Source organism: Leptospirales bacterium (genome assembly GCA_019694655.1).
Lineage (GTDB): Bacteria > Spirochaetota > Leptospiria > Leptospirales > Leptonemataceae > SSF53.
Genome location: JAIBBN010000009.1, coordinates 22,120 through 40,982 on the forward strand (window position 1 = coordinate 22,120; position 18,863 = coordinate 40,982).

18 protein-coding genes are annotated in these 18,863 nt (G+C 59.7%); 12 read left to right on the forward strand and 6 right to left on the reverse strand.

Annotated elements, in window-relative coordinates; genetic code table 11:
* Window positions 1-10 precede the first annotated feature (10 nt).
* Window positions 11-937 (reverse strand): alpha/beta fold hydrolase, encoded by a 927-nt coding sequence (locus tag K1X75_12620; protein MBX7058902.1) that lies wholly within the window; start codon window positions 935-937, stop codon window positions 11-13.
* Window positions 938-1,135: 198 nt separating this feature from the next.
* On the opposite strand from K1X75_12620, the gene K1X75_12625 reads away from it, so the two are divergent.
* On the forward strand, window positions 1,136-2,437 hold the full coding sequence (locus K1X75_12625; protein ID MBX7058903.1) for a cyclopropane-fatty-acyl-phospholipid synthase family protein: 1,302 nt from the start codon (window positions 1,136-1,138) through the stop codon (window positions 2,435-2,437).
* 38 nt (window positions 2,438-2,475) lie between these two features.
* Here K1X75_12625 and K1X75_12630 read toward each other — a convergent pair whose 3' ends face one another.
* Window positions 2,476-3,663, reverse strand: a complete 1,188-nt coding sequence (locus K1X75_12630) for an acyltransferase (GenBank protein MBX7058904.1) — start codon at window positions 3,661-3,663, stop codon at window positions 2,476-2,478.
* A 62-nt stretch (window positions 3,664-3,725) separates the two neighbouring features.
* Here K1X75_12630 and K1X75_12635 point away from each other — a divergent pair, with 62 nt between their 5' ends.
* The gene (locus K1X75_12635; protein MBX7058905.1) at window positions 3,726-4,562 is read left to right on the forward strand and encodes a hypothetical protein; all 837 of its coding nucleotides are present in this window, start codon (window positions 3,726-3,728) and stop codon (window positions 4,560-4,562) included.
* An 18-nt stretch (window positions 4,563-4,580) separates the two neighbouring features.
* Window positions 4,581-5,270, forward strand: a complete 690-nt coding sequence (locus K1X75_12640; GenBank protein MBX7058906.1) for a hypothetical protein — start codon at window positions 4,581-4,583, stop codon at window positions 5,268-5,270.
* Between the two features lie 43 nt (window positions 5,271-5,313).
* Here K1X75_12640 and K1X75_12645 read toward each other — a convergent pair whose 3' ends face one another.
* Both K1X75_12645 and nadC read right to left on the reverse strand, forming a co-directional pair.
* Window positions 5,314-6,276 (reverse strand): tetratricopeptide repeat protein, encoded by a 963-nt coding sequence (locus tag K1X75_12645; protein ID MBX7058907.1) that lies wholly within the window; start codon window positions 6,274-6,276, stop codon window positions 5,314-5,316.
* Between the two features lie 86 nt (window positions 6,277-6,362).
* Window positions 6,363-7,268 carry a carboxylating nicotinate-nucleotide diphosphorylase gene (gene nadC, locus K1X75_12650; GenBank protein ID MBX7058908.1) on the reverse strand — a complete coding sequence of 302 codons (906 nt, stop codon included), beginning with the start codon at window positions 7,266-7,268 and terminating at the stop codon, window positions 6,363-6,365.
* 113 nt (window positions 7,269-7,381) lie between these two features.
* On the opposite strand from nadC, the gene K1X75_12655 reads away from it, so the two are divergent.
* A complete protein-coding gene (locus K1X75_12655; protein ID MBX7058909.1) occupies window positions 7,382-8,077 on the forward strand; it encodes a TetR/AcrR family transcriptional regulator in 696 nt (231 codons plus the stop codon).
* Between the two features lie 30 nt (window positions 8,078-8,107).
* Here the strand turns inward: K1X75_12655 and K1X75_12660 are convergent, their stop codons facing one another.
* Complete coding sequence (locus tag K1X75_12660) at window positions 8,108-8,527, reverse strand: PDZ domain-containing protein (protein ID MBX7058910.1); 420 nt, start codon at window positions 8,525-8,527, stop codon at window positions 8,108-8,110.
* A 190-nt stretch (window positions 8,528-8,717) separates the two neighbouring features.
* Between K1X75_12660 and K1X75_12665 the strand changes: the two genes are divergently transcribed.
* The 7 genes from K1X75_12665 to K1X75_12695 all read left to right on the forward strand — a co-directional run bounded on the left by K1X75_12665 (window position 8,718) and on the right by K1X75_12695 (window position 17,519).
* On the forward strand, window positions 8,718-10,247 hold the full coding sequence (locus K1X75_12665; protein MBX7058911.1) for an ATP-grasp domain-containing protein: 1,530 nt from the start codon (window positions 8,718-8,720) through the stop codon (window positions 10,245-10,247).
* Between the two features lie 163 nt (window positions 10,248-10,410).
* Window positions 10,411-11,925, forward strand: a complete 1,515-nt coding sequence (locus K1X75_12670; protein ID MBX7058912.1) for a sodium-dependent transporter — start codon at window positions 10,411-10,413, stop codon at window positions 11,923-11,925.
* Complete coding sequence (locus K1X75_12675; GenBank protein MBX7058913.1) at window positions 11,922-12,077, forward strand: hypothetical protein; 156 nt, start codon at window positions 11,922-11,924, stop codon at window positions 12,075-12,077. Before K1X75_12670 ends, K1X75_12675 begins: the two co-directional genes overlap by 4 nt.
* A 29-nt stretch (window positions 12,078-12,106) precedes the next feature.
* Window positions 12,107-12,901, forward strand: coding sequence for an enoyl-CoA hydratase/isomerase family protein (locus K1X75_12680; protein ID MBX7058914.1), 795 nt, complete (start codon window positions 12,107-12,109; stop codon window positions 12,899-12,901).
* Between the two features lie 303 nt (window positions 12,902-13,204).
* Complete coding sequence (mltG, locus tag K1X75_12685) at window positions 13,205-14,209, forward strand: endolytic transglycosylase MltG (GenBank protein MBX7058915.1); 1,005 nt, start codon at window positions 13,205-13,207, stop codon at window positions 14,207-14,209.
* A 162-nt stretch (window positions 14,210-14,371) separates the two neighbouring features.
* On the forward strand, window positions 14,372-16,192 hold the full coding sequence (locus K1X75_12690) for a DUF1549 and DUF1553 domain-containing protein (GenBank protein ID MBX7058916.1): 1,821 nt from the start codon (window positions 14,372-14,374) through the stop codon (window positions 16,190-16,192).
* Window positions 16,182-17,519, forward strand: coding sequence for a DUF1501 domain-containing protein (locus K1X75_12695; GenBank protein ID MBX7058917.1), 1,338 nt, complete (start codon window positions 16,182-16,184; stop codon window positions 17,517-17,519). The genes K1X75_12690 and K1X75_12695 overlap by 11 nt, the downstream gene beginning before the upstream one ends.
* A gap of 87 nt (window positions 17,520-17,606) precedes the next feature.
* Here K1X75_12695 and K1X75_12700 read toward each other — a convergent pair whose 3' ends face one another.
* A complete protein-coding gene (locus K1X75_12700; GenBank protein ID MBX7058918.1) occupies window positions 17,607-18,197 on the reverse strand; it encodes a YceI family protein in 591 nt (196 codons plus the stop codon).
* A gap of 195 nt (window positions 18,198-18,392) precedes the next feature.
* Here K1X75_12700 and K1X75_12705 point away from each other — a divergent pair, with 195 nt between their 5' ends.
* Window positions 18,393-18,863 carry a hypothetical protein gene (locus K1X75_12705; protein MBX7058919.1) on the forward strand — a complete coding sequence of 157 codons (471 nt, stop codon included), beginning with the start codon at window positions 18,393-18,395 and terminating at the stop codon, window positions 18,861-18,863.

An 18,863-nucleotide genomic window follows, 5' to 3' on the forward strand; every position in this document is an offset into this window, starting at 1 on the left:
ACTCTGGCGCTCAATCTGCAAAGGCGGTCAAAAAGAAATCGGCCACACGCTGGATATAGACGGCTCGATTCTGAAAATAGGCGCCGCAATGATCGACGCCGGCGGCCACCCATAGCTGACTGCGTGCGCCGGCGGCCTGGTGAATGCGCTCTGCGTGTCGTAAGGGAATGACCGAGTCTTCGTCGCCGTGGATGATAAGGAGCGGTCGCTGGTGCGGCTCGGATGCATCGGCTTCTGGCGAGAGATCAGCAATGTTCCAGCCAAAGATCAGCCGGTTCCAGAAGGCCGTAAGCGCTGCGATCCAGCGCCCTGGCAGAAAGTAGCGAGCATAGTAGCCGGCTACCAGGTCGCCCAGCGAAGCGAAGGGAGAGTCGGCGACAACCGCGCGGATTCGCGGATCCTCGGCAGCCAGCTGGATGGCCATACTGGCGCCCATGCTGTAGCCAAGCAGCGCCACACGCGCGCCTGGAATGGACCGCTGCGCAAAATTGCGCGCCGCGCGTAGATCCCTCAGTTCAAAAAATCCGGGAGATGTTCGGCCCTTTTCTGATTCCCCGCGGCCGCGACAATCAAAAACAATTACGTTGAAGCCGGCGCGCCACAGTCCTGTACCTATGCCAATCAAGTCTGACTTCTGACCAAAGCGACCGGAACAGGCTACAATCGTTTTCTCCTCGCCCTCGCGTGTGAACCACCAGCCTCGCAAACAAAGGCCGTCATCGCTTTCAAATTCAACGTTTTGATGAGGCGTTTGCAATTCGAAAGGCGTAATGAAGTAGTCGTCGAGCAGATCGCGCTTGCGCATCCGATTGAGATGACGCGCTGTAATCAGACCTATGCCGGCCAGGACGCCGGCGCCGAGCAATGCCCAGCGCGCCGCGACGCCGCCCAGTCCGCCTTTTCGGCCCTTTTTCCGCTTTGAACTTCCTCTTGCCATGTCCCGGACACAGCAATCAACGTCATTGTAGAGCAACTGAAATCTTCTGTCAGCCGGCCTCAAAGACGACGTAATTCTGCAGTATCGTCAATTGTACTGTGCGGGAAATTTCTGGACGCCAGAAGCCTGCAGCGCGGCAATCGGCTAACAAGTCTTGCCCCCTGCAGCGCGATGCAGCGGCGCCGTGGAGCCCGGCCCATGATCGAAACTATTATAGCCCTGCTGGATCAGATCAAGTTCCCCCATGGCTACGTCGTTGAGTGGCCCGATGGATCCATCTACCGTTACGCTACTGGCCAGCCAGTCTTTAAGTTGAAAATAAAGACGCTGCGCGCCATGCGCGACATCCTGCGCGACCCCTCGGTCGGTTTTGGCGAGGCCTACATGGCCGAGGAAATAGAAGTTGAGGGCGATCTCGAGCAGGTCATGCATCTGGGCTTTCTGGCGCGCAGCAGCGGTTTGAAACCGGGGCTAATGCAAATGGCAAAGTTCGCCTGGGGCTACTTCAGTCGACGTAACACGATGGAGGGCTCGCGCAAGAATATTGCCGCCCACTACGACCTTGGTAATGATTTCTACAGCCTCTGGTTGGATCGCGAAGCAAAACAATATACCTGCGCCTATTTTGAGTCGCCGCGGGACTCCATCGAAAAGGCGCAGATTGCCAAGCTGGATCTGGTTTGCCGTAAGCTGCGGCTGCAGCCGGGCGAGACGGTAGTTGAAGCCGGTTGCGGCTGGGGCGGCTTTGCGTTGCACGCAGTCCGCAAGTATGGCGTCAAGGTGCGGGCCTTCAACATTTCACGGGAGCAGATTGCCTATGCTCGCGAGCGCGCCGATCGCCTGGGCATTGCTCAGGACCGGCTGGAGTACGTGCACGACGACTATCGCGTGATTGGGCGCGAAAGGCGACAATATGACAAGTTTGCATCGATCGGGATGTTTGAGCACGTCGGCAAAGAGAACTATAGCGGACTCTACGATATAATCGCCCACGCCGTCAAACCGCGCGGATTGGCCATGGTGCACACCATCGGTCGGATCTCGCCCGCGCCGCTGGATGCCTGGTTAGAAAAGTACATTTTCCCCGGCGCCTATATCCCTTCGCTTGCAGAAATGGTCGCGCCCGCGGAAAAGAAGAATCGTCCGCTGCATGTCGTTGATGTTGAGAATCTGCGCTACCACTACGCCCTGACTCTGGATCACTGGTCCAGTCGGCTGGAAGAGCATGCTGATGCGATCCGCGCCCAGTACGGCGAGGCCTTCCTGCGCATGTTTCGAATGTACCTCCGCGCGTCGGCCGCCGGCTTCCGCTTTGGCGGCATTCTGTTATTTCAGATGCTGTTGTCGAACGGCTATGATGACGAAGCGCCGATGACCCGGCAGCACATGCTTTCCGCCTCTGCACAAAAGGCGCCGCCGCGAATTGCCGGCCAGAGCAACAACGGCGGATCGGCAACCAGGCGCAAAGCTGCGACGCGACGTGCAACGCTGCGACGTTGAGAGCTCGTATGACTGTACAGTTTGCCGGAGTTTGACAATCAGGCGATGGGAGCAGCGCGCCTGGTCAGGCGTCGACGCAGCAGCAAGAAGGGCTGCTCGATGAAATAGTAGGAAGCAAGCGCATAGAGCCCGGTCAAGCCTGCACTGGAGGCAAAGGAGCGGGCCAGTTCAGCCGGCGCAATAAACTCGCCGCTCAGGATTCGCTCGGAAAGTCCGCCCATGGCGCGGGCGCCGGCAAAGAAATGCCATAGATACATGCTGTAGCTGAGGCGCGCCAGCGGGCGCCAGAAAGGCAGGGAGAGCAAAGCGCAGAGCGGACCGCGCAAGGTCAGAGCGCCCAGCAACAACGCGCCATAGCCGAGATTGATTAGATTGTAGCGCAGCGCTTGAAAGTAGAGATTCTCTTCGAGGGCCAGCACGTGTCCGGGGATCAGCAGCGCCGCCGCCAGCGCCGGCATGCTCCATTCTGCGCGCCAGCGATGCAGCCATGCCGAAAGCTGAAAGCCGCGCATCGCCGCCGCCAGCAAAACCCCGACCATGATGTCATCGAATCGAAACTGCGTCTGGTGGTAGATGGCTTCCTGAAAAGCGACTGCGTCGCCGGCCAGTGCGCGTCCCATTCGCAAAATTCCGGGAAGCAGATAGAGCGCGCCAGCGGCAAGGGCCGTTTGCTTTGGATGGCCGCGCAATATCCAGAGCAGCGCCGGAAAGAGCAGATAAAAGTGCTGTTCGACGCAGAGCGACCAGACGTGTGGCTGAAAGGTTTCGCGGTAGTTGGAAACCAGCAGAAAATCAAGGGGCCAGCGTTGTACGCTGGCCGACAGCGCCAGATATTCCGGCGCCGCCTGCAGACCATGGACTTCCAGCGCCGCCAGACGCTGCCAGCTTATCCAGAGTGTAATGGCCAGATAGGCATACAGCGCCGGTAAGATTCGCAAGGCGCGCTGCGCCCAGAAGCTTCCGATTCCAGCCCAGGTCTGTGGACCATTTTCGCGCAGCAGAATGGACGTTATCAGGTAGCCGCTGAGCGTGAAGAACAGACTGACTCCGGAGTAGCTGTGTAACAATCCGGTCGCCAGCCATTCCGGCAATGGCGGCGCTGCAAATCGCGCCGCCAGCCAGAAATGATAGAGCAATACCGGCAGGATGGCCCATGCGCGCAGTCCGTCCAACTCCGACCGTTCGCCCTCGCGTCGCAGGAAGAGGGAAAGGAGAAAGTCGCGCATCGGCGGACATAGAGAACGGCGCGGTTCAACAGAACCAGCTCAATTTCTGTCGACGCGGCGCCGTGCGCGGCAAATTTCAGGCCATGCGCCTGCGAGCGATTCTGTTGGCATTGTTGCTGCTCAGCATGGGCGTCTGCGCAGCGCTGGCCTTTGCGCTTCGCGCCGATTCCGAGGAGAACCGAGCCTACGTAAAACAGGCGGAGTCGATCGAGCGTCAATTCATCGATAGTCTGCCGATCTACGAGGACTTCAGTACGCCACAGCGCGAGGCGGAATTGCGCAGCCATCTGCTGGCGGATCATCTCAAGGTTGCCGCCCTGTATGGCATTCCGCCGGTGGAGAGCGATGCACAGCTGGAGCAGCTGGTCGCCGCCGGCAAGCTGGCCGAAGTTCCCAACACCCCGGATACCCTGTACTACTATTATAACGTCCCGCGTCGCTACCGCTACCTTACGCCAGCCGCCAAGCGGGGGCTGGAGCGCATCGCCGCTCGTTTTCAGGAAATCCTGCAGCGCAAAGGTCCGCGACCGCCGGTAAAATTTGCCATCAGCTCCGCTTTGCGACCGGCCGCCTATCAAGAGCGGCTGCGCAATCGAAATGCCAATGCATCGATCGTATCCACGCACAGCTCGGGCATCAGCTTTGATCTGTTCTATGACGAATTCTACGTTTCGTTGCCGCCGCCTCCCCTTCGTCCCTGGAATCGCGAGGCCAGGGAGTCCTTGCGACAGCGATTGGGCTACCTGATTGGCGCTTCACTGCGCCGCCAGTTCCATGCGGCGTTGATGCAGACCCTGCTGGAACTGCAGGCCGAGGGCGGCATCTATGCCATACTGGAAAAGCGCCAGCGCTGTTATCATGTGAGCATCCTGGGCGAAGGCGGCCCTGCGGCGCATTGAGCAAGACTCAGACGCATCGTGGATCAATGGAAGATGGAAACTCTGCTGAATCCCGGCGCGCTGCAAACAGTGCGCGTTGTATTCCTGGCCATTGTGCTGCTGCGTGTCGGCGTCACCCTGGCCAGACTGCTGATCATTCTGCAGCGCAAGATGCTGCCTGAAATTCGGCGATTTGCTGATGATTTTCTGCAATGGCGGGCGCTTTCGCGCAGCTGGCTGGGGCTGTCGCTCAGCATCAGTTCGTGGATTGGCTACTTCTTTATTTACTGGCTTTCCGCTCGCACAACCGACCTATCGCTGGCGGAGGCCTTCGCGCTGCGCCCATCGGCCTTGCTGATTGTAGGCGCCGGGTTGCTTGGACTTGCGGCCTACGCCGTCTATCGCAGCTGGGATCAGATACGCGATACAATCCGCATCTGTGATCAGTTGAAAACCTTTCGACTCTATCACCACTACAAAGACGGCGTGGAAAAACTACAGCGCAGCGAATGGATGGAAGCGACCGTGGCCGGTCAGGCGGCAAGCCTCGGCCTTTCGCTGCTTACAGCAGCGACAGACTCCGTGGTTCGCTCCGCTGTAAGTCATCATGCCGGGCAGACGGCGGCCTTCTTTGCCTTGCTGCTGGGCATTGAGTCCGCCGGCCGAATCCTGCTGGTCTTTCTGGCAGTCTATGCCGCGACCGGCGATCCCTTCTTCGTGTGGTCTTAGAGCCGGTCTCCAAACGACCTTCCTGCCGTTTTGAGACCGGCTCTTAACCCGCTTGCTCGCGCGATTGCTTCAGCTTGCGGGCGTGTAACAGGTATTGCAATGCGCGGTCGGTATCGCCCTTGAAGAGGTGCAAAAAGCTGAGGTCCACAAAGTCGCGCAGCTCTTGCTTCATCTCTTCCTGGACATCCTGCGAACCTTCCAGTCCCAGACGTTGCGGCGCACGCGCCGCCGGATCCAGGGCGCCCAGCCGCCGCTTACGCGCTTCGATGCGCCCCCGCAAGCGTTGGGCGCGGTCGCGAATGCGATCATCGATGCCGGCAAGCGCCTGTTCGTAGTCGGCAGCGTTGTCTTTGCGCGCCTGCTGAAGATAGTCTGTAAAGCTGGAGTAGCCGCTCGACTCGCGGGCCAGACGCTGGTACTCGGCCAGCGATTCATCGTGACGATTGAGCTTCAGCAACAGCGCGGCGCGCAGATTGTTGACGCTGTTATCCGCCGGCAATCGTTGCCGGCAGAGCTCCAGTACGCTCAGCGCTTCCTCAAAGCGTTCCAGCTGCGATAGCAGTACCGCATAGCCCAGCGAAGCCATCCGGTTGCCGGGTTCCAGCTTCAAGGCATTCTGGAAGTAGATCGCGGCGCGCTCGGGCGCCTGCAGTCGATCGTAAACATAAGCCAGCAGTATGTGACCCTTAAGCATGCGCGTGTTCAACTTGAGCGCGCGCTTCAGGTATTGCGCGCTTTCATCAAAGCGCTCCAGGCGGTAACACTCGGCGCCCAGGTTGTAGTAGATGGTTTCGTCCTGCCCCAATTCCAGGGCGCGCTGATAGAAGCCCATGGCCAGATCGGCGCGACCGTGCCGACTGTAGAGCGCGCCCAGATTGAGAAAGGCCGGCCGCAGCGTGTGATCGGCGCGCGCCGCTGCCTTGTAGAGCCGAACAGCCTCGGACAGTTTGCCGCTGCGCTCGGCGTGAAGCGCCGCGTTAAAAAGTTGTCTGGGGTCTACAGCCATAGCATCTCAAATCTGAACTGCGCCAGCAAGGCGCTGGCTAAAGTATCGGAGGCGGCCAGCGCGGCGTCAGCAGTTTTCCAGCGCTTTCAGCCCTGGTCTACAGGCTCTGTCAAAAATTCCATGCTCAAATCCAGGAATCGCGTGGTATGGGTAAGAAAGCCCATGCTGACGCCCAATGGGCAGAGCGCTTGCAGCCGTTTGAGCTGTTCCGGGCGCCAGCCGCCGGAGACCTCGATGCGCGTCCCTGGCGCCAGCCGGCGAGTCATTTCCACGGCCTGGGCCAGCGTGGCGTCGTCCATGTTGTCAAGCAGCACAAAGTCCGGGGCCAGGGGCAGCAGTTCCGCAAGCTGTAGCATGGTATCGACTTCTACTTCAACGGCAATGCCTGGCCTAGCTTTCCGCACCAGCCGCAGGGCTTCGCTCAGCGATCCGGCGGCAGCGATATGGTTGTCCTTGATCATGGCCATTTCGCTGAGGTGCAGGCGATGGTTGGAACCGCCGCCGCAATAGACGGCGTATTTGGCAAGTCGACGATAGCCCGGCAGGGTCTTGCGCGTATCAAGCACGGCAAGCCCGGCAGGCGCCTGGGCCACTGCGGCGGCTGTCGCCGTGGCAATGCCGCAGAGATACTGCAGGAAGTTCAGCAGCACACGCTCCAGGCGTAGCAAGGTCCGCGTTGGCCCGCGAAATTCCATCAGGCTCTGTCCGGCGGCAAAGGCCTGGCCATCGTCCAGCTGACCGACCAGCTCCAGCCCCGGCGGATGGCGCAGTCGGTCGCGTTTACAGACCGCTTGCAGCGCCGGCAGGCCGCAGACGATGCCCGATTCGCGCGCTACAATCCGGGCGCGGCTTTGATGGTCGGCGGCAAAGATCGCATCGCTGGTCGCATCTCCGGCCGGCGCATCCTCGGCGAGGGCCAGATCGACCAGCGTCTCAAGTTCCGCGGCCTCAAGCCGGTCCACCGGACGGGTGTAGTGCGAAGCTGCGTTCATGATTCCTCCAGGCTCCCTGGTTTTTTTCTTGAATTCATCCTAGTGGAATACGCCAATTTCCATCGCTGGCCCTTGCCCTGCAGTCAGAGCAGGGGGCCGCCGGGGAGCCTGGGATGCAAAAAGAAAACGGTCGCAAACTTGTCCGCGCCAAGTATACCAAGGGCGAGGCAACTCTGGAAAAGATTCGCGATGCTTGCCTTGATGAGATCATCAACCGCGGCTACCATCATACCAGCGTCTGCGAGATTGTTCGACGGGCGCAACTGACTCGCGGCGCCTTTTACAACTACTGGGTTTCCCTGGATCACTGCATTTCCGACTTGCTGCTGGTCATTCGCGAGATTGTGGCCGATGACAAAGAGCTGATGCGCTACCAGAATTCGTTGAGCGACGAATCGGCGCTGGTGCGCAAAGTGCGCGGGATTCTCTACTACGTTCGCGAGCGCCAGATGCGTTATCCCTTGCTTCCACTGTCGTTGCTCAATGAAAAGGATCTGAACAACGACGAATTGCAGACCATTCTGATAGACTACTGCGCACAGGTTCAGGGCGAGTACCATGCCGCGATCCAGGCCGATGAAGAATCGGGCCTGCTGAAAAGCGGCGTGGACTCTGCAGCCAGCGCCGTCACGGTGATGCTCTTCCTGCGCGGTTTGCTGGAGGTCAATGTAGTCCGCCCGCCTTCGTTGCTGGAGAATCTGGAGAAGGGCTTTGCCGCTTATCTCGGCGGTCTGTTCAGCGACGAATATCTGCAACGCTGTCCCATTGGGTCGCTTGCGCAGCCCGCGCTGGCATTGCAGGAGGCCTGAGCGCAGCACTCCCCGTTTTGGCGCCGGCTCTTATTGCGGGCGCTGGCGCATCCAGGGATCGCCAGGCGGAATAGGATCCAGCTCTGCCGTGACGCGCGTCTCATGGCCGTTGAGTCGGCGTAAGGCCAGGTCAATGGTCTGTCCGGGTCGCAATGCGTCGATGATGGCCCGCAGCAGATAGCCGCCGCCAATGAACTGGCCGTTGGCGTAGACGATTGTATCGCCTTTCAAGATGCCGGCGCGCTCCGCGGGACTTGCCGGCAGTACATCGACAACGCGGACGCCTGCCGTTCCACGATTGCTCACATAGATGATGCCAAGGTAAGCCGGCCCCGTCTGTTCAGCAGATAGAGCGACTGGCTGGCTTTCGGCAGGCGGTGATTGACATTGCAGCAAAGCCAGCGCGAAGGCTGCCAGGGCACAGTGAAGACTGACGATCCGCGCATTCATATCAGCCTCTATAATAAGGAGAATCGGCTGCAGAAAGGGGCGGCTTGATCGCTCCGCTGGCAAAAGACGCCCCTCTGGCGCAACCCGAGCAGGACTTCGCTTCGAAAACCGGTCAAGCAAAAGCGCTGTAGCCACGGCCACCGCCGAAAAGCGGCTGGCCCTGGCGCAGCGCGTGGCCAACAATGCATGGATGCAGCGCAGAATTGAACGCGTGCTCATCGCCAATCGAGGCGAGATCGCCAGGCGAGTGCAGCGCGCCTGCCGACAACTGGGCATCCAGAGCATTGCGGTCTACTCGCGCGCCGATCGCCTGATGCCCTATGTCGCCGAGGCTGATCAGAGCTATTTTCTTGGCGAATCAGATGCGCGTGATTCCTATCTGAACATTGCCCATCTGTTGGAGGCCTGTGCGCGCTGCGGGGCCGATGCAGTACATCCAGGCTACGGCTTCTTAAGCGAGAACGCCGAATTTGCCGAAGCGGTTGCGGCCGCCGGATTGATATTCATTGGTCCGCCGCCGCCGGCAATGCGCGCCATGGGCGACAAGATCCAGGCCCGCCGCTTGATGGAAGCGCGCGGCGTCCCTGTGGCGCCTGGCTACCATGGAGAAGATCAGAGTGCGCAGCGCCTGGTCGAGGAATCCCGGCGCGTCGGATTTCCGCTATTGATCAAAGCCAGCGCTGGCGGCGGCGGAAGAGGCATTCGCCTGGTGGAGGACGTCGCAGAATTTGAGGCGGCGCTTGCTTCGGCGCGGCGCGAAGCCTCAAACGCCTTTGGCAATGACACGGTGTTTCTGGAGCGCTTCATCCAGGCGCCGCGGCACATTGAGATTCAGATCTTCGCCGATGGCCATGGCAACGTAGTGCATCTTTTCGAGCGCGAATGTTCCGTACAGCGCAGACGCCAGAAAGTGATCGAGGAGGCGCCGGCCCCCAACTTGCCGACCAGGACGCGCGATGCTATGGCCAACGCAGCGATTGAGGCAGCGCGAGCGGTCGGCTATGAGGGCGCGGGCACCGTGGAATTTGTCTACTCCGACGCCGACGGCGATTTCTATTTTCTGGAAATGAACACGCGGCTGCAGGTGGAGCATCCAGTTACAGAGATGACGCTGGGCGTAGATCTGGCAGTCGAACAAATCCGCGTCGCCATGGGCGAACCGCTTTCCTTCGCTCAAGGCGATCTGCAGCAGCACGGACATGCCATCGAAGCGCGCATCTACGCCGAGGACCCGGCGCGCGACTTTGCTCCCTCTGCCGGTCGGATCGTTCGCTTTGAGACTCCCGACCTTGAGGGATTGCGCGTCGACGCCGGGGTGGAAAGCGGCAGTGAGATCTCTATCTACTACGATGCCATGGCGGCAAAACTGATTGCCTGGGGCGCGGTTCGCGAAGCGGCCATTGATCTGCTCGATCGAGCGCTGGCTGAGACCGTATTTTTTGGGCCGGCTTCCAATCTCGAATACTTGCGCGCCATCCTGAGTGAAACTCGCTTTCGCGAGGGTCGCTATACTACTGCATTGCTGTCCGAGCAACTTGCAAACTGGCAGCCGGCGCCGTGGGAAGGTCAGGCTGCGCAGACCGCGCTGGAGGCCGCGGCGCTTGTAGCCTACCACAATCTCAGTCGCTTGCCAGCAAACTCCAGCGCTGGCGTCGCAGACGGCGGCGACCGCGGCGAAGTCTACAAGCGTCTTGCCGGATTTCGACTGTGGACAGACTGAATGATCATCCGCGGGTGCAGCGGCCTGGCCTGGGCGGGGCTTTTGGTTGACCCGCTCTGCGCCGCCGGGCTGCGATGACGGCAGGGTTTTTCAAGGGCAGAGCACTGTGAACAAGAACGGCAAGGAAAACTGGTCCTCGCGGCTGGGCGTGATCTTCGCGGTAATGGGCAGCGCCATTGGCCTGGGTAATTTTCTGCGATTCCCCGGACTGGCGGCGCAATACGGCGGCGGCCACTTCATGATTCCTTACTTTCTGGCCTTCCTGCTGCTTGGTCTGCCGATCGCCTGGGCGGAATGGTCCATGGGTCGAATGGGCGGCCGGCGCGGATTCAACTCCAGTCCAGGCATTTTCTATACGCTCTGGAAGACGCGCGGCGCAGCCTACGTGGGCGTGCTGGGCCTGCTGGTTCCTGTTGGGATTTATATGTTCTATGTATATATAGAATCATGGTGTCTCTACTATGCGCTGCAATACCTTCAAGGCGGACTTGATCTTGGTCAGGATCCGAAAAGCTATGTGGACTTTTTTTCCAAATACACCGGACAGAACGCCGATGGATCGCTGTTTCACAACGGCCTGGCAACCAGCGTCTGGATGTTGATGCTTTGCTTTGCCCTTAACTTTCTCATTGTATATCGCGGATTGATCCGTGGCATTGAGTGGGTCTCGCGCATTGCCATACCGCTGCTTTTCTTGTGCGCTGGAATTGTACTGGTGCGGGTGCTGACGCTGGGCGCGCCTGATCCGGCGCTGCCCGATCAGAATGTCCTGGAAGGACTGGGATTCATGTGGAATCCGGATCGCAATGGCATCTCGCTGCTGCAAAATCTCAGTCAGCCCAGAATGTGGATCGATGCGGCCGGACAGGTCTTCTTCTCGTTGTCCGTGGGCTTTGGCATCATCATTACCTATGCCAGCTATGTGCGCGCGGGGGACGATGTGGCGCTTTCCAGCCTGACTTCGGCCTCTGGCAACATGTTTGCCGAGGTGGCCCTGGGCGGCCTGATTACCATTCCGACCGCCTTCATTTTTCTTGGACAGCAAGCCGAGCGCGTCGCCAGCAAGGGATCGCTCACGCTGGGTTTCATGGCCATGCCCAACATATTCGCCAATATGCCGCTTGGTTCGGCCGTCGGCTTCTTCTGGTTTTTTCTGTTGTTTGTTGCCGCCATAACCAGTTCGATCTCTATGCTGCAGCCGGCCATCGCCTTTCTGGAAGAAGGACTGGGCATCGGTCGCCGCGTGTCGGTTGCCCTGCTGGCCTTCATCACCGCGGTTGGCTGTGGCTTTGTGGTTCAGTTTTCGGAGGACCTGCGGGCTCTCGATTACTTGAATTTCTGGGTGGGCACCTTGTTGATCTACGTCCTGGCCACGATTCTCGTGATCTTTTTTGCCCGCGTCATAGGCGTCGATGCGGGCATGGACGAAGCCGAGCGCGGCGGATTGATTCACATCCCGCGGGTCTTCCGTTTCATATTGAAGTATGTTTCGCCGCTTTACCTGATTGTGCTCTTTGGCGCATGGCTGTATTACGATGGACCGGCGCAATGGGAAAAGCTGCGCGAGGATGAGGTCGCGCGCTACACCGTCTTTTTTGTGCTTTTTCTGGGCGGCTTTTTCGCCACGCTGGTTGCGGCGGCCGTTCGTCGCTGGCGCGCTCTGGAGGCCGGTCAATGAATGCTGGCGGATGGCTGATCATGCTGACATCGGTGGGTTTTGTCACAGCGCTCTTTGTCTGGTCGATGGCGCTCACCTTGAGGCGTAAAGACATGGACCGGCATCCGCTGCATTCCACGCGCGATGAACCGCCTGATCTCTCGCGCGATTGATCGCTGACGCGATTGCCAGGGGACTATTGATGAAAACGATCGACGTAGAAATCCTCAAGCAGGAGGAGGGCGGCAACATTGCCGTGCTCTATCTGGACAACGCGGAAACTCGTAATTCGCTAACCCTCGAACTGGGGCTGCAGTTCCACCACGAGATCACGCGGCTTTCCACAGATGAGTCCGAGATCCGGGCGCTTGTAATCAGCGGACGCAACGGCGTGTTTTCCAGCGGCGGCGACTTTGGTTTGCTGGCCAGCTTTGCCGAACGAGATCCCGATGAGAATCGCAGCTTCATGGGCTCCTTTTACCGACTCTTCTTGAGCGTTCGCAGCGCTCCTTTTCCCGTCATTGCTGCTGTCAACGGACACGCCGTCGGCGCTTCGCTGGCCCTCGCGCTGGCCTGCGATATTCGCTATTTTGTTCCAGACGCAAAGTATGCCTTTAATTTTGTGCGCATTGGCATCCATCCCGGCATGGGTTCCAGCTTCCTGGTCAAGGAGGTCGCCGGTCTACATCAAGCGCAGGAGCTGCTGCTCAGCGGGCGCTACTTCTCCGGGGAGGAGGCCTTACGTCGCGGTTTGTGCCATGATGTATTTCCGGCAGCGCAAGTGATGGAGCGGGCGCTGGAGACGGCCCGCGAAATTGCCGCTGCCGCGCCCCAGGCCGTGCGTCTGTTGAAAAAGGGTCTGTACCTGAACCACAGTCTTGAAGAAGCGTTGGACTACGAGGCGGCGGCGCAGGCCGAAAACTACCAGAGCGAGGATTTCCGGGAGGCGCTGCGTTCCATTGGCGAGAAGCGCAGTCCACGCTTTCGCGGCGTCTGATCCAGGCGCGACGGAGTCCGGTCGCCGCAATTCCCTGCTTGCCGGCCCAGGGCCGGCGGCATCTATTTGGAGTGCGTCCCAAAACTCCATCCGTGGAGTCTTGGGACAAACGGAACGGTTTTCAAAATTCACGGCATTGCCTTCGGCAATGGCGAATTCCATGGAGAATTCGCATGAATTTTTCAACCGTTCCTCACATTCGGTTTGCGAATGGCGCGACCTCCTGTCGCTTGGAGCCGGTCTTAGGACCGGCTCCAACTGCAGGCGTCCGCTGTCCGCAGCGTCCGCGCAGGATAAAGTGTAATGGGATCTGCTCGCATGAAGAAAATGCTGATTCTGGCGCTGGCCGTCGGCGGAGCATTGCTGCTGGGCGGCTTTGCCCTGGTGCAGTGGCGGGGCGCCGCGGCCGGCGACGGTACGCATCGCGTTGAATTTGAAGTGGCCGCGGGGGCTGGCGCCCTGAGCGTTTCGCGCGCCCTGAAAGATCAAGGATTGGTGCGCGATGCCGACTGGTTTCGCACCTACCTGCGTTTGCGGGGACTCTCCGGAAAACTGAAAACTGGCGTCTATGAATTGAACGACGGAATGAGCGTCGGCCAAATAGCCGCGATACTGAGCGAGGGTCGCGTTCGTTTGATTGCCTTAACCATTCCGGAGGGCTGGAACAATCGCCAAATCGGCGACTACCTGGCGGAGAAGGGATTTGTGCGCGACCGCGCCGAGTTTCTGAGAATAGCCAGCGATCCAGACACGTTGCGGCGCTACGGAATTTCCGACGCCAGTACCGAGGGCTATCTGTTCCCGGAAACCTACATGGCCCCGCCTGGCTATCCGGCGGCGAAGCTTCAGGAACTGATGCTCAAGCGCTACCAGCAGGTTCTCAAGGAAGTTGTCGGCGATCGTCAGTACTCGCCGGTTGAGCTCCGCGAACGGGTGATCCTGGCAAGCATCGTGGAACGCGAGGCGGTGCGACCGGAAGAGCGGCCCATGATGTCGCAGGTGTTTCTGAACCGTCTGCACAAGCGTATGCGTCTGGAGTCCTGCGCTACCATTCAATACTTGCTGGATCGGCCGCGCGCAAAGCTGTACGACAAAGATCTTCAGATTGTATCGCCTTACAATACCTATCGAAATGCGGGCCTGCCGCCAGGGCCCATTTCCAATCCAGGGCGGGCGGCCATTGAGGCGGCTTTTGCTCCGGCGCAATCCGAGTTCCTGTATTTTGTCCTGAAACCGGACGGCTCCCATCATTTTAGCGCAACCTACAGCGAACACCTTGAAGCCAAGCGACGCTATCTCGGCGGCTGAGGTTCGCGGGAACTAGAAAAACGGCGGACGCTTCCAGACAAATTCTGGCAGACTGCGGTTGATGAAGCTCGTCCAATAGGCGGACCAGGCGATGACGCGCGCCGACGTCGTTGTGCAGTCATCGCAAGGCGTTAGAAGATCTTTAGCTCAGGCAATGAAACTATGCGTACAATAACAATTGCATCTGTCCTGGCCGGCGCTCTGACTCTGGCCTTTGTCGTCGCCGCCTCGCTGCAGGCCAATGATCAGCATCCGCTGGATGCAGTTTACCAGCAGGCGACCGGCAAACATCCGCAAACTGCGGCGCCGGCCGCTATCTTGCGCCGGATGTCGCTTCAATTGCGAGGCTCGATACCGCGACTGGCCGAGCTACAGGATTTCGAAGGCCAGCCGGATGACGCGCAACGTCGCTATGCAATCGCTTTCTTACGCGACCCTGAATTCGCCGAATACTGGGGATCCTATCTTGCGTCTCTTTTTCGCGATCGTACGCAGGAGAAAAACAGCGTCTATGGGGGCTTTCAGCGCTACCTGTCGCAATCGCTCCATGAAAACAAGCCTTACAATCAAATGGCAGTCGAGATGATTACGGCAAGCGGGTCGCCAGAGCAGAATCCGGCCGCGGGCTTCTACCTGCGCGATGACGCTGATCCGCTGCAGATTGCTGAGTATGCGGGCCGACTGTTCTACGGTCGTAAGGTGCAGTGCGCTCGCTGCCACGATCATCCCTATCAACCTGACTTCAAGCGTCGCGACTACTATGGTCTGGCCGCATTTTTCAGCCAGACCTACGCCTCCAACGAGTACTATCGCGACTGGGAACAATTTGCCGGCCGGCCCTGGCTGCCAGGCGATCGTCGCAACGACTTGAGCGAGGAGGATCGCAAGCTCTGGCAGGAGAAGGAGCGAGAATTCAATCGCGAGGTGCTGGCGCGCCTCAGCGACCAGCAAAAGCGCGATCGTCGTCAGGCGGCGCGGCTTCCCTTGCGAACTATTTTCTATGACCCCGGCCTTGGCTTGCGCTACCCGACAAGCGACCTCGAACCGGGCGGCGATCTGGTTGAGGCGCGCTATCCAGATGGGACGCGCGCCGTTTTGCGACCCGGCCAGGACCGGCGCGCAGCCTTTGCCGCCTGGCTGACAGCGCCGGAAAATGTACGCTTTCGCAAGGTGATCATCAATCGCATCTGGCATCGCCTGATGGGCTGGAGCTTCTTTGAGCCTTTCGATGACTGGAATCAAGAAACGGAGATGCGGTCGCCGGAGTTGCTGGATCACCTCGAAAAGGCGTTTCTGGCGCGCGGCTTTCGCATCAAGGATCTCATCCTCTACATTGTCAGCAGCGAGGCCTACGCCCGGTCTGCGCCGCCGCCCAATGCTGCGGATTCTGGCGACGTGCAACTTTACTTTCAGCCGCAGCGTCTGGATGCCGATCAGCTGATGAACTCGCTGATACGCGCAGCGCAGGCCGCGAAAGTAAGCGAGCTGCGCGAGCGAGCGTCGCTGCCGCCCGCCGCGGCAGCGCAATCAGATACAGACTTGAGCGGCGTGGGAACGCTGCGACTGCCGATCCAGAACAACCGCGACTTCGTCGTCGCCTCGCAGGTCCCGCGACCCGCGGACTACTCCAGCTTTCATGCCGTATTTGGCGCCGGTCCGCGCATCGACATCGACGATGATGATCGCACCCTGACCATCGAGCAGATTCTGACGCTGATCAACGGCCGACTGACCGGCCGTCTGGCCTGGGAATTTGCCGGCGCCGACACTCTATTCAAAGCGGAGTTTGACCGCAGCGGCATGGAGGGCGCCATGAATCTGACCTTTCGCAGCGCCCTGTCCCGCAACTGGACTCCGGAAGAGAAGCAATCGGTCTTGAGACTGGTCCAGGGACGACTGGCGCGTCCCCAGTATGATCAGGCAGCGCTACAAGATCTACTCTGGGCGCTCTTTAACAGCATGGAGTTTCAACATGTCAATTGATAGAATGATACAGATACTGCGGCGCGCATCCATGAGCCGCGGCGAATTCTTAAAGGGCGCCGGTGCGGCGCTGGCCGGCGCGGCCGCGGCGCAGGTCTTTGGCCGGAGGCTGCACGCCGAAGACATCTACGACGACGTGACTTTGCCATCGCCGGTCAAGAGCGTCATTTTCTTGAATATGGCCGGCGGCATGAGCCACATTGATACGCTCGACCCCAAACCCGGGCTGACAAACTTCGCTGCCGTAGACAGCGCCATTCCCTCGTTGCGCGTGGCGGAAACTTTTCAGAAAACGGCGCGCGTCCTGAACCATCTTTCGGTAATTCGAACAACCTGGAGCGAGGAGGGCGATCACGGCTTCGGGCAGTACCTGTTGAATAGCGGATACCGCATGAGCGAGGGGCGCGGCTTTCCGGATCTGCCGAACTTTGGATCGATGATTGCCTACGTAAAAAAACGCAACGCCGAGGCAGGACCCTATTTCCCTTCGCAGATCACGCTGGGAGAACGCAGCGGCTTGATCGGCCGCCCCGGATTTCTCGGCGTGCATTACGCCGGCTTTCATATTGGCAACCTCAACCAACCGGTCAATCACCTGCGCCCGGCCTGGGGCCGCTATACGCCGGAGCGTCTTGCCCGCCGCGAACAACTGCTGAACATTGTCAATGGCCCCTTCAAGGCGCAGAACTCGGCGGCGGCGATAGGCTACTGGGACAAGAGTTTCGAGGCGGCGCTGGACTTCATGAACACCGATCGCCTTTCCGTTTTCGATATTGCGCGCGAACCGGCGGCGTTGCGCGCTCGTTTTGGCGAGAGCTGGGCGGGCAAAGCGCTGCTGATGGCGCGCCGGCTGGCGGAAGCGGAGATTCCCTTCATTCAGGTGACGCTGGGCGGTTGGGATACGCACAACAACAACCGCGATCGCGTGGCGACGATTTGCAGGGATCTGGATGGCGCTATCGCAACCTTAACTGCGGAACTGGCCAGCAGCGGATTGTTGAAACAGACGCTGCTTGTCCTATCTACAGAATTCGGCCGCACGCCGGAGGTGGGCGGACGGGATGGTCGCGATCATTTTCCATCTTGCTGGACGACGTTGATCGGCGGCGGCGCTATTCCTGGCGGCGTGGTAGTTGGCGAGTCCAACGAGAAAGGAACCCGCGAGCGACAGGGATCGGAACGCTATCACTGGCGCGATGTGATGGCAACGATCTATCGCGCTGCGGGAATTGACCACGAGGCCCATTTGACAAACTCGGCAGGACGCCCTCTGCCCTTCGTACCGCGGTCGGCGAAGCCAATCGCGGCGCTGCTGCCTGGCGCCTGAGCGCACAGGCAAAGAAGAAAACGATCGCCAGCAGTGGCGGCCGGACCGGCGTCCGCTGCGCCACAGGGGGCGCAGCGGCGCATGGGTTCAGCCTTTCGTCAGCACAATGCGAAAGTTCAGATCAACCAGATCGTCCATGACCAGGTTTGCGCCGAAGGTTCCATTCAAGTCAAAATGGTGACGGTCGGCCTGCAAGGATCCGGTAGCACGAATACTCTGGCCTTCGCGCACGATCTCCAGCGGAATGGTGTAGCTCTTTGATTTATCGCGGATTTGCAAGGTGAAGGTCGCCATATAGCGGCCTTCCTGCAGGACAATGCTGTCTACAGTTACCAGAGCGTCCGGATAGCGCTCCGACCAGAAGAAGTCATCTTGCCGCAGGTGTTCATCACGCTTGCTGTCGCGAGAAAAGACCGTTGCCGTTTGAATGGCAATCTTGCCGCGCATGCTGCTCAAATCGTCGCCGCTCATGCTGAACTCGCGCAGGCCAAAGCTGCGAAAGACGCCGCGAACATTGGTCAGACGGGCGCGCACGTAGAAGGAAATCTGACTGGCGCTGGTATCGATGCGCCAGCCGCTGATGCGCGGACTTTCAGCGGCTGTTGGCGCTTGCGCCGCCAGGCCGGGCGTTAGCAGGGCCAGGACAAGTGCGGCAACTAAAAGACGGGTCCGATTCATTTCAATCTCCAGGGGGCAGTTTCTTGCTGGCTGAAAGCCGAGAGCTGATCCCGGTTTCTTGTAGCTTAGACGGCGCCCGTCGGCGGCCTGCCAGCCGTTTTCGGCGCAACGGACTGCGGACAGGGGTTTTCCAGTAGGCCGCTCCGCCACTCCTGCCGAAAAAAAATAGCGATGGGGCAAAAAATGGCGGAACCTGTGCAACGTAAATCAACGGCCAGCAAGCCCTCGCTTGATCCCTCCAGAGCATTGCAGCTTGCTCATGGTCGACTCAAGGCGCGCCTGGGCGAACTGGAAAAGGAATACAAGGTCCTGTCCCGCCAGCTTGCCCAGAAGAAGAAGCTGCAGCAGGCCAGAAGCAAAGCTGGCAGCGACCCGGCCGCCAACCTGCGCCTGCAACGCTTGAGTCTGCGCCTGGAGCGCTACGGCGACGCCGCCCAACGCCAGGCCCGTTACCTCCAGAAGCTGCGTCTGGTCCAGCAGCGCAATGAACGGTTGCTATCGGCCATTGCCAGTCGCCTGGCACAAATGGAAACGGCCCTTGCCGAAGGTCGCGCTCCGGCGCCTGATGTACGTGCAGAACTATTGACGATGCTTGGGGAGCTTCAGCAGATGCGCCAACGACGCGAGCAGCTCAGCGCTCGCTTGCAACCTGCGTCGGCGGAGTAA

Bases quoted from the DNA above. Each gene is read 5' to 3' on its own strand.
- K1X75_12630 (MBX7058904.1), bottom strand. From the start codon at position 3,663: ATGCGCGACTTTCTCCTTTCCCTCTTCCTGCGACGCGAGGGCGAACGG.
- K1X75_12645 (MBX7058907.1), bottom strand. From the start codon at position 6,276: ATGGCTGTAGACCCCAGACAACTTTTTAACGCGGCGCTTCACGCCGAG.
- K1X75_12655 (MBX7058909.1), top strand. From the start codon at position 7,382: ATGCAAAAAGAAAACGGTCGCAAACTTGTCCGCGCCAAGTATACCAAG.
- K1X75_12695 (MBX7058917.1), top strand. From the start codon at position 16,182: ATGTCAATTGATAGAATGATACAGATACTGCGGCGCGCATCCATGAGC.
- K1X75_12665 (MBX7058911.1), top strand. From the start codon at position 8,718: ATGCAGCGCAGAATTGAACGCGTGCTCATCGCCAATCGAGGCGAGATC.
- nadC (MBX7058908.1), bottom strand. From the start codon at position 7,268: ATGAACGCAGCTTCGCACTACACCCGTCCGGTGGACCGGCTTGAGGCC.
- K1X75_12660 (MBX7058910.1), bottom strand. From the start codon at position 8,527: ATGAATGCGCGGATCGTCAGTCTTCACTGTGCCCTGGCAGCCTTCGCG.
- K1X75_12670 (MBX7058912.1), top strand. From the start codon at position 10,411: ATGGGCAGCGCCATTGGCCTGGGTAATTTTCTGCGATTCCCCGGACTG.
- K1X75_12675 (MBX7058913.1), top strand. From the start codon at position 11,922: ATGAATGCTGGCGGATGGCTGATCATGCTGACATCGGTGGGTTTTGTC.
- K1X75_12680 (MBX7058914.1), top strand. From the start codon at position 12,107: ATGAAAACGATCGACGTAGAAATCCTCAAGCAGGAGGAGGGCGGCAAC.
- K1X75_12690 (MBX7058916.1), top strand. From the start codon at position 14,372: ATGCGTACAATAACAATTGCATCTGTCCTGGCCGGCGCTCTGACTCTG.
- K1X75_12700 (MBX7058918.1), bottom strand. From the start codon at position 18,197: ATGAATCGGACCCGTCTTTTAGTTGCCGCACTTGTCCTGGCCCTGCTA.
- K1X75_12625 (MBX7058903.1), top strand. From the start codon at position 1,136: ATGATCGAAACTATTATAGCCCTGCTGGATCAGATCAAGTTCCCCCAT.
- mltG (MBX7058915.1), top strand. From the start codon at position 13,205: ATGGGATCTGCTCGCATGAAGAAAATGCTGATTCTGGCGCTGGCCGTC.
- K1X75_12620 (MBX7058902.1), bottom strand. From the start codon at position 937: ATGGCAAGAGGAAGTTCAAAGCGGAAAAAGGGCCGAAAAGGCGGACTG.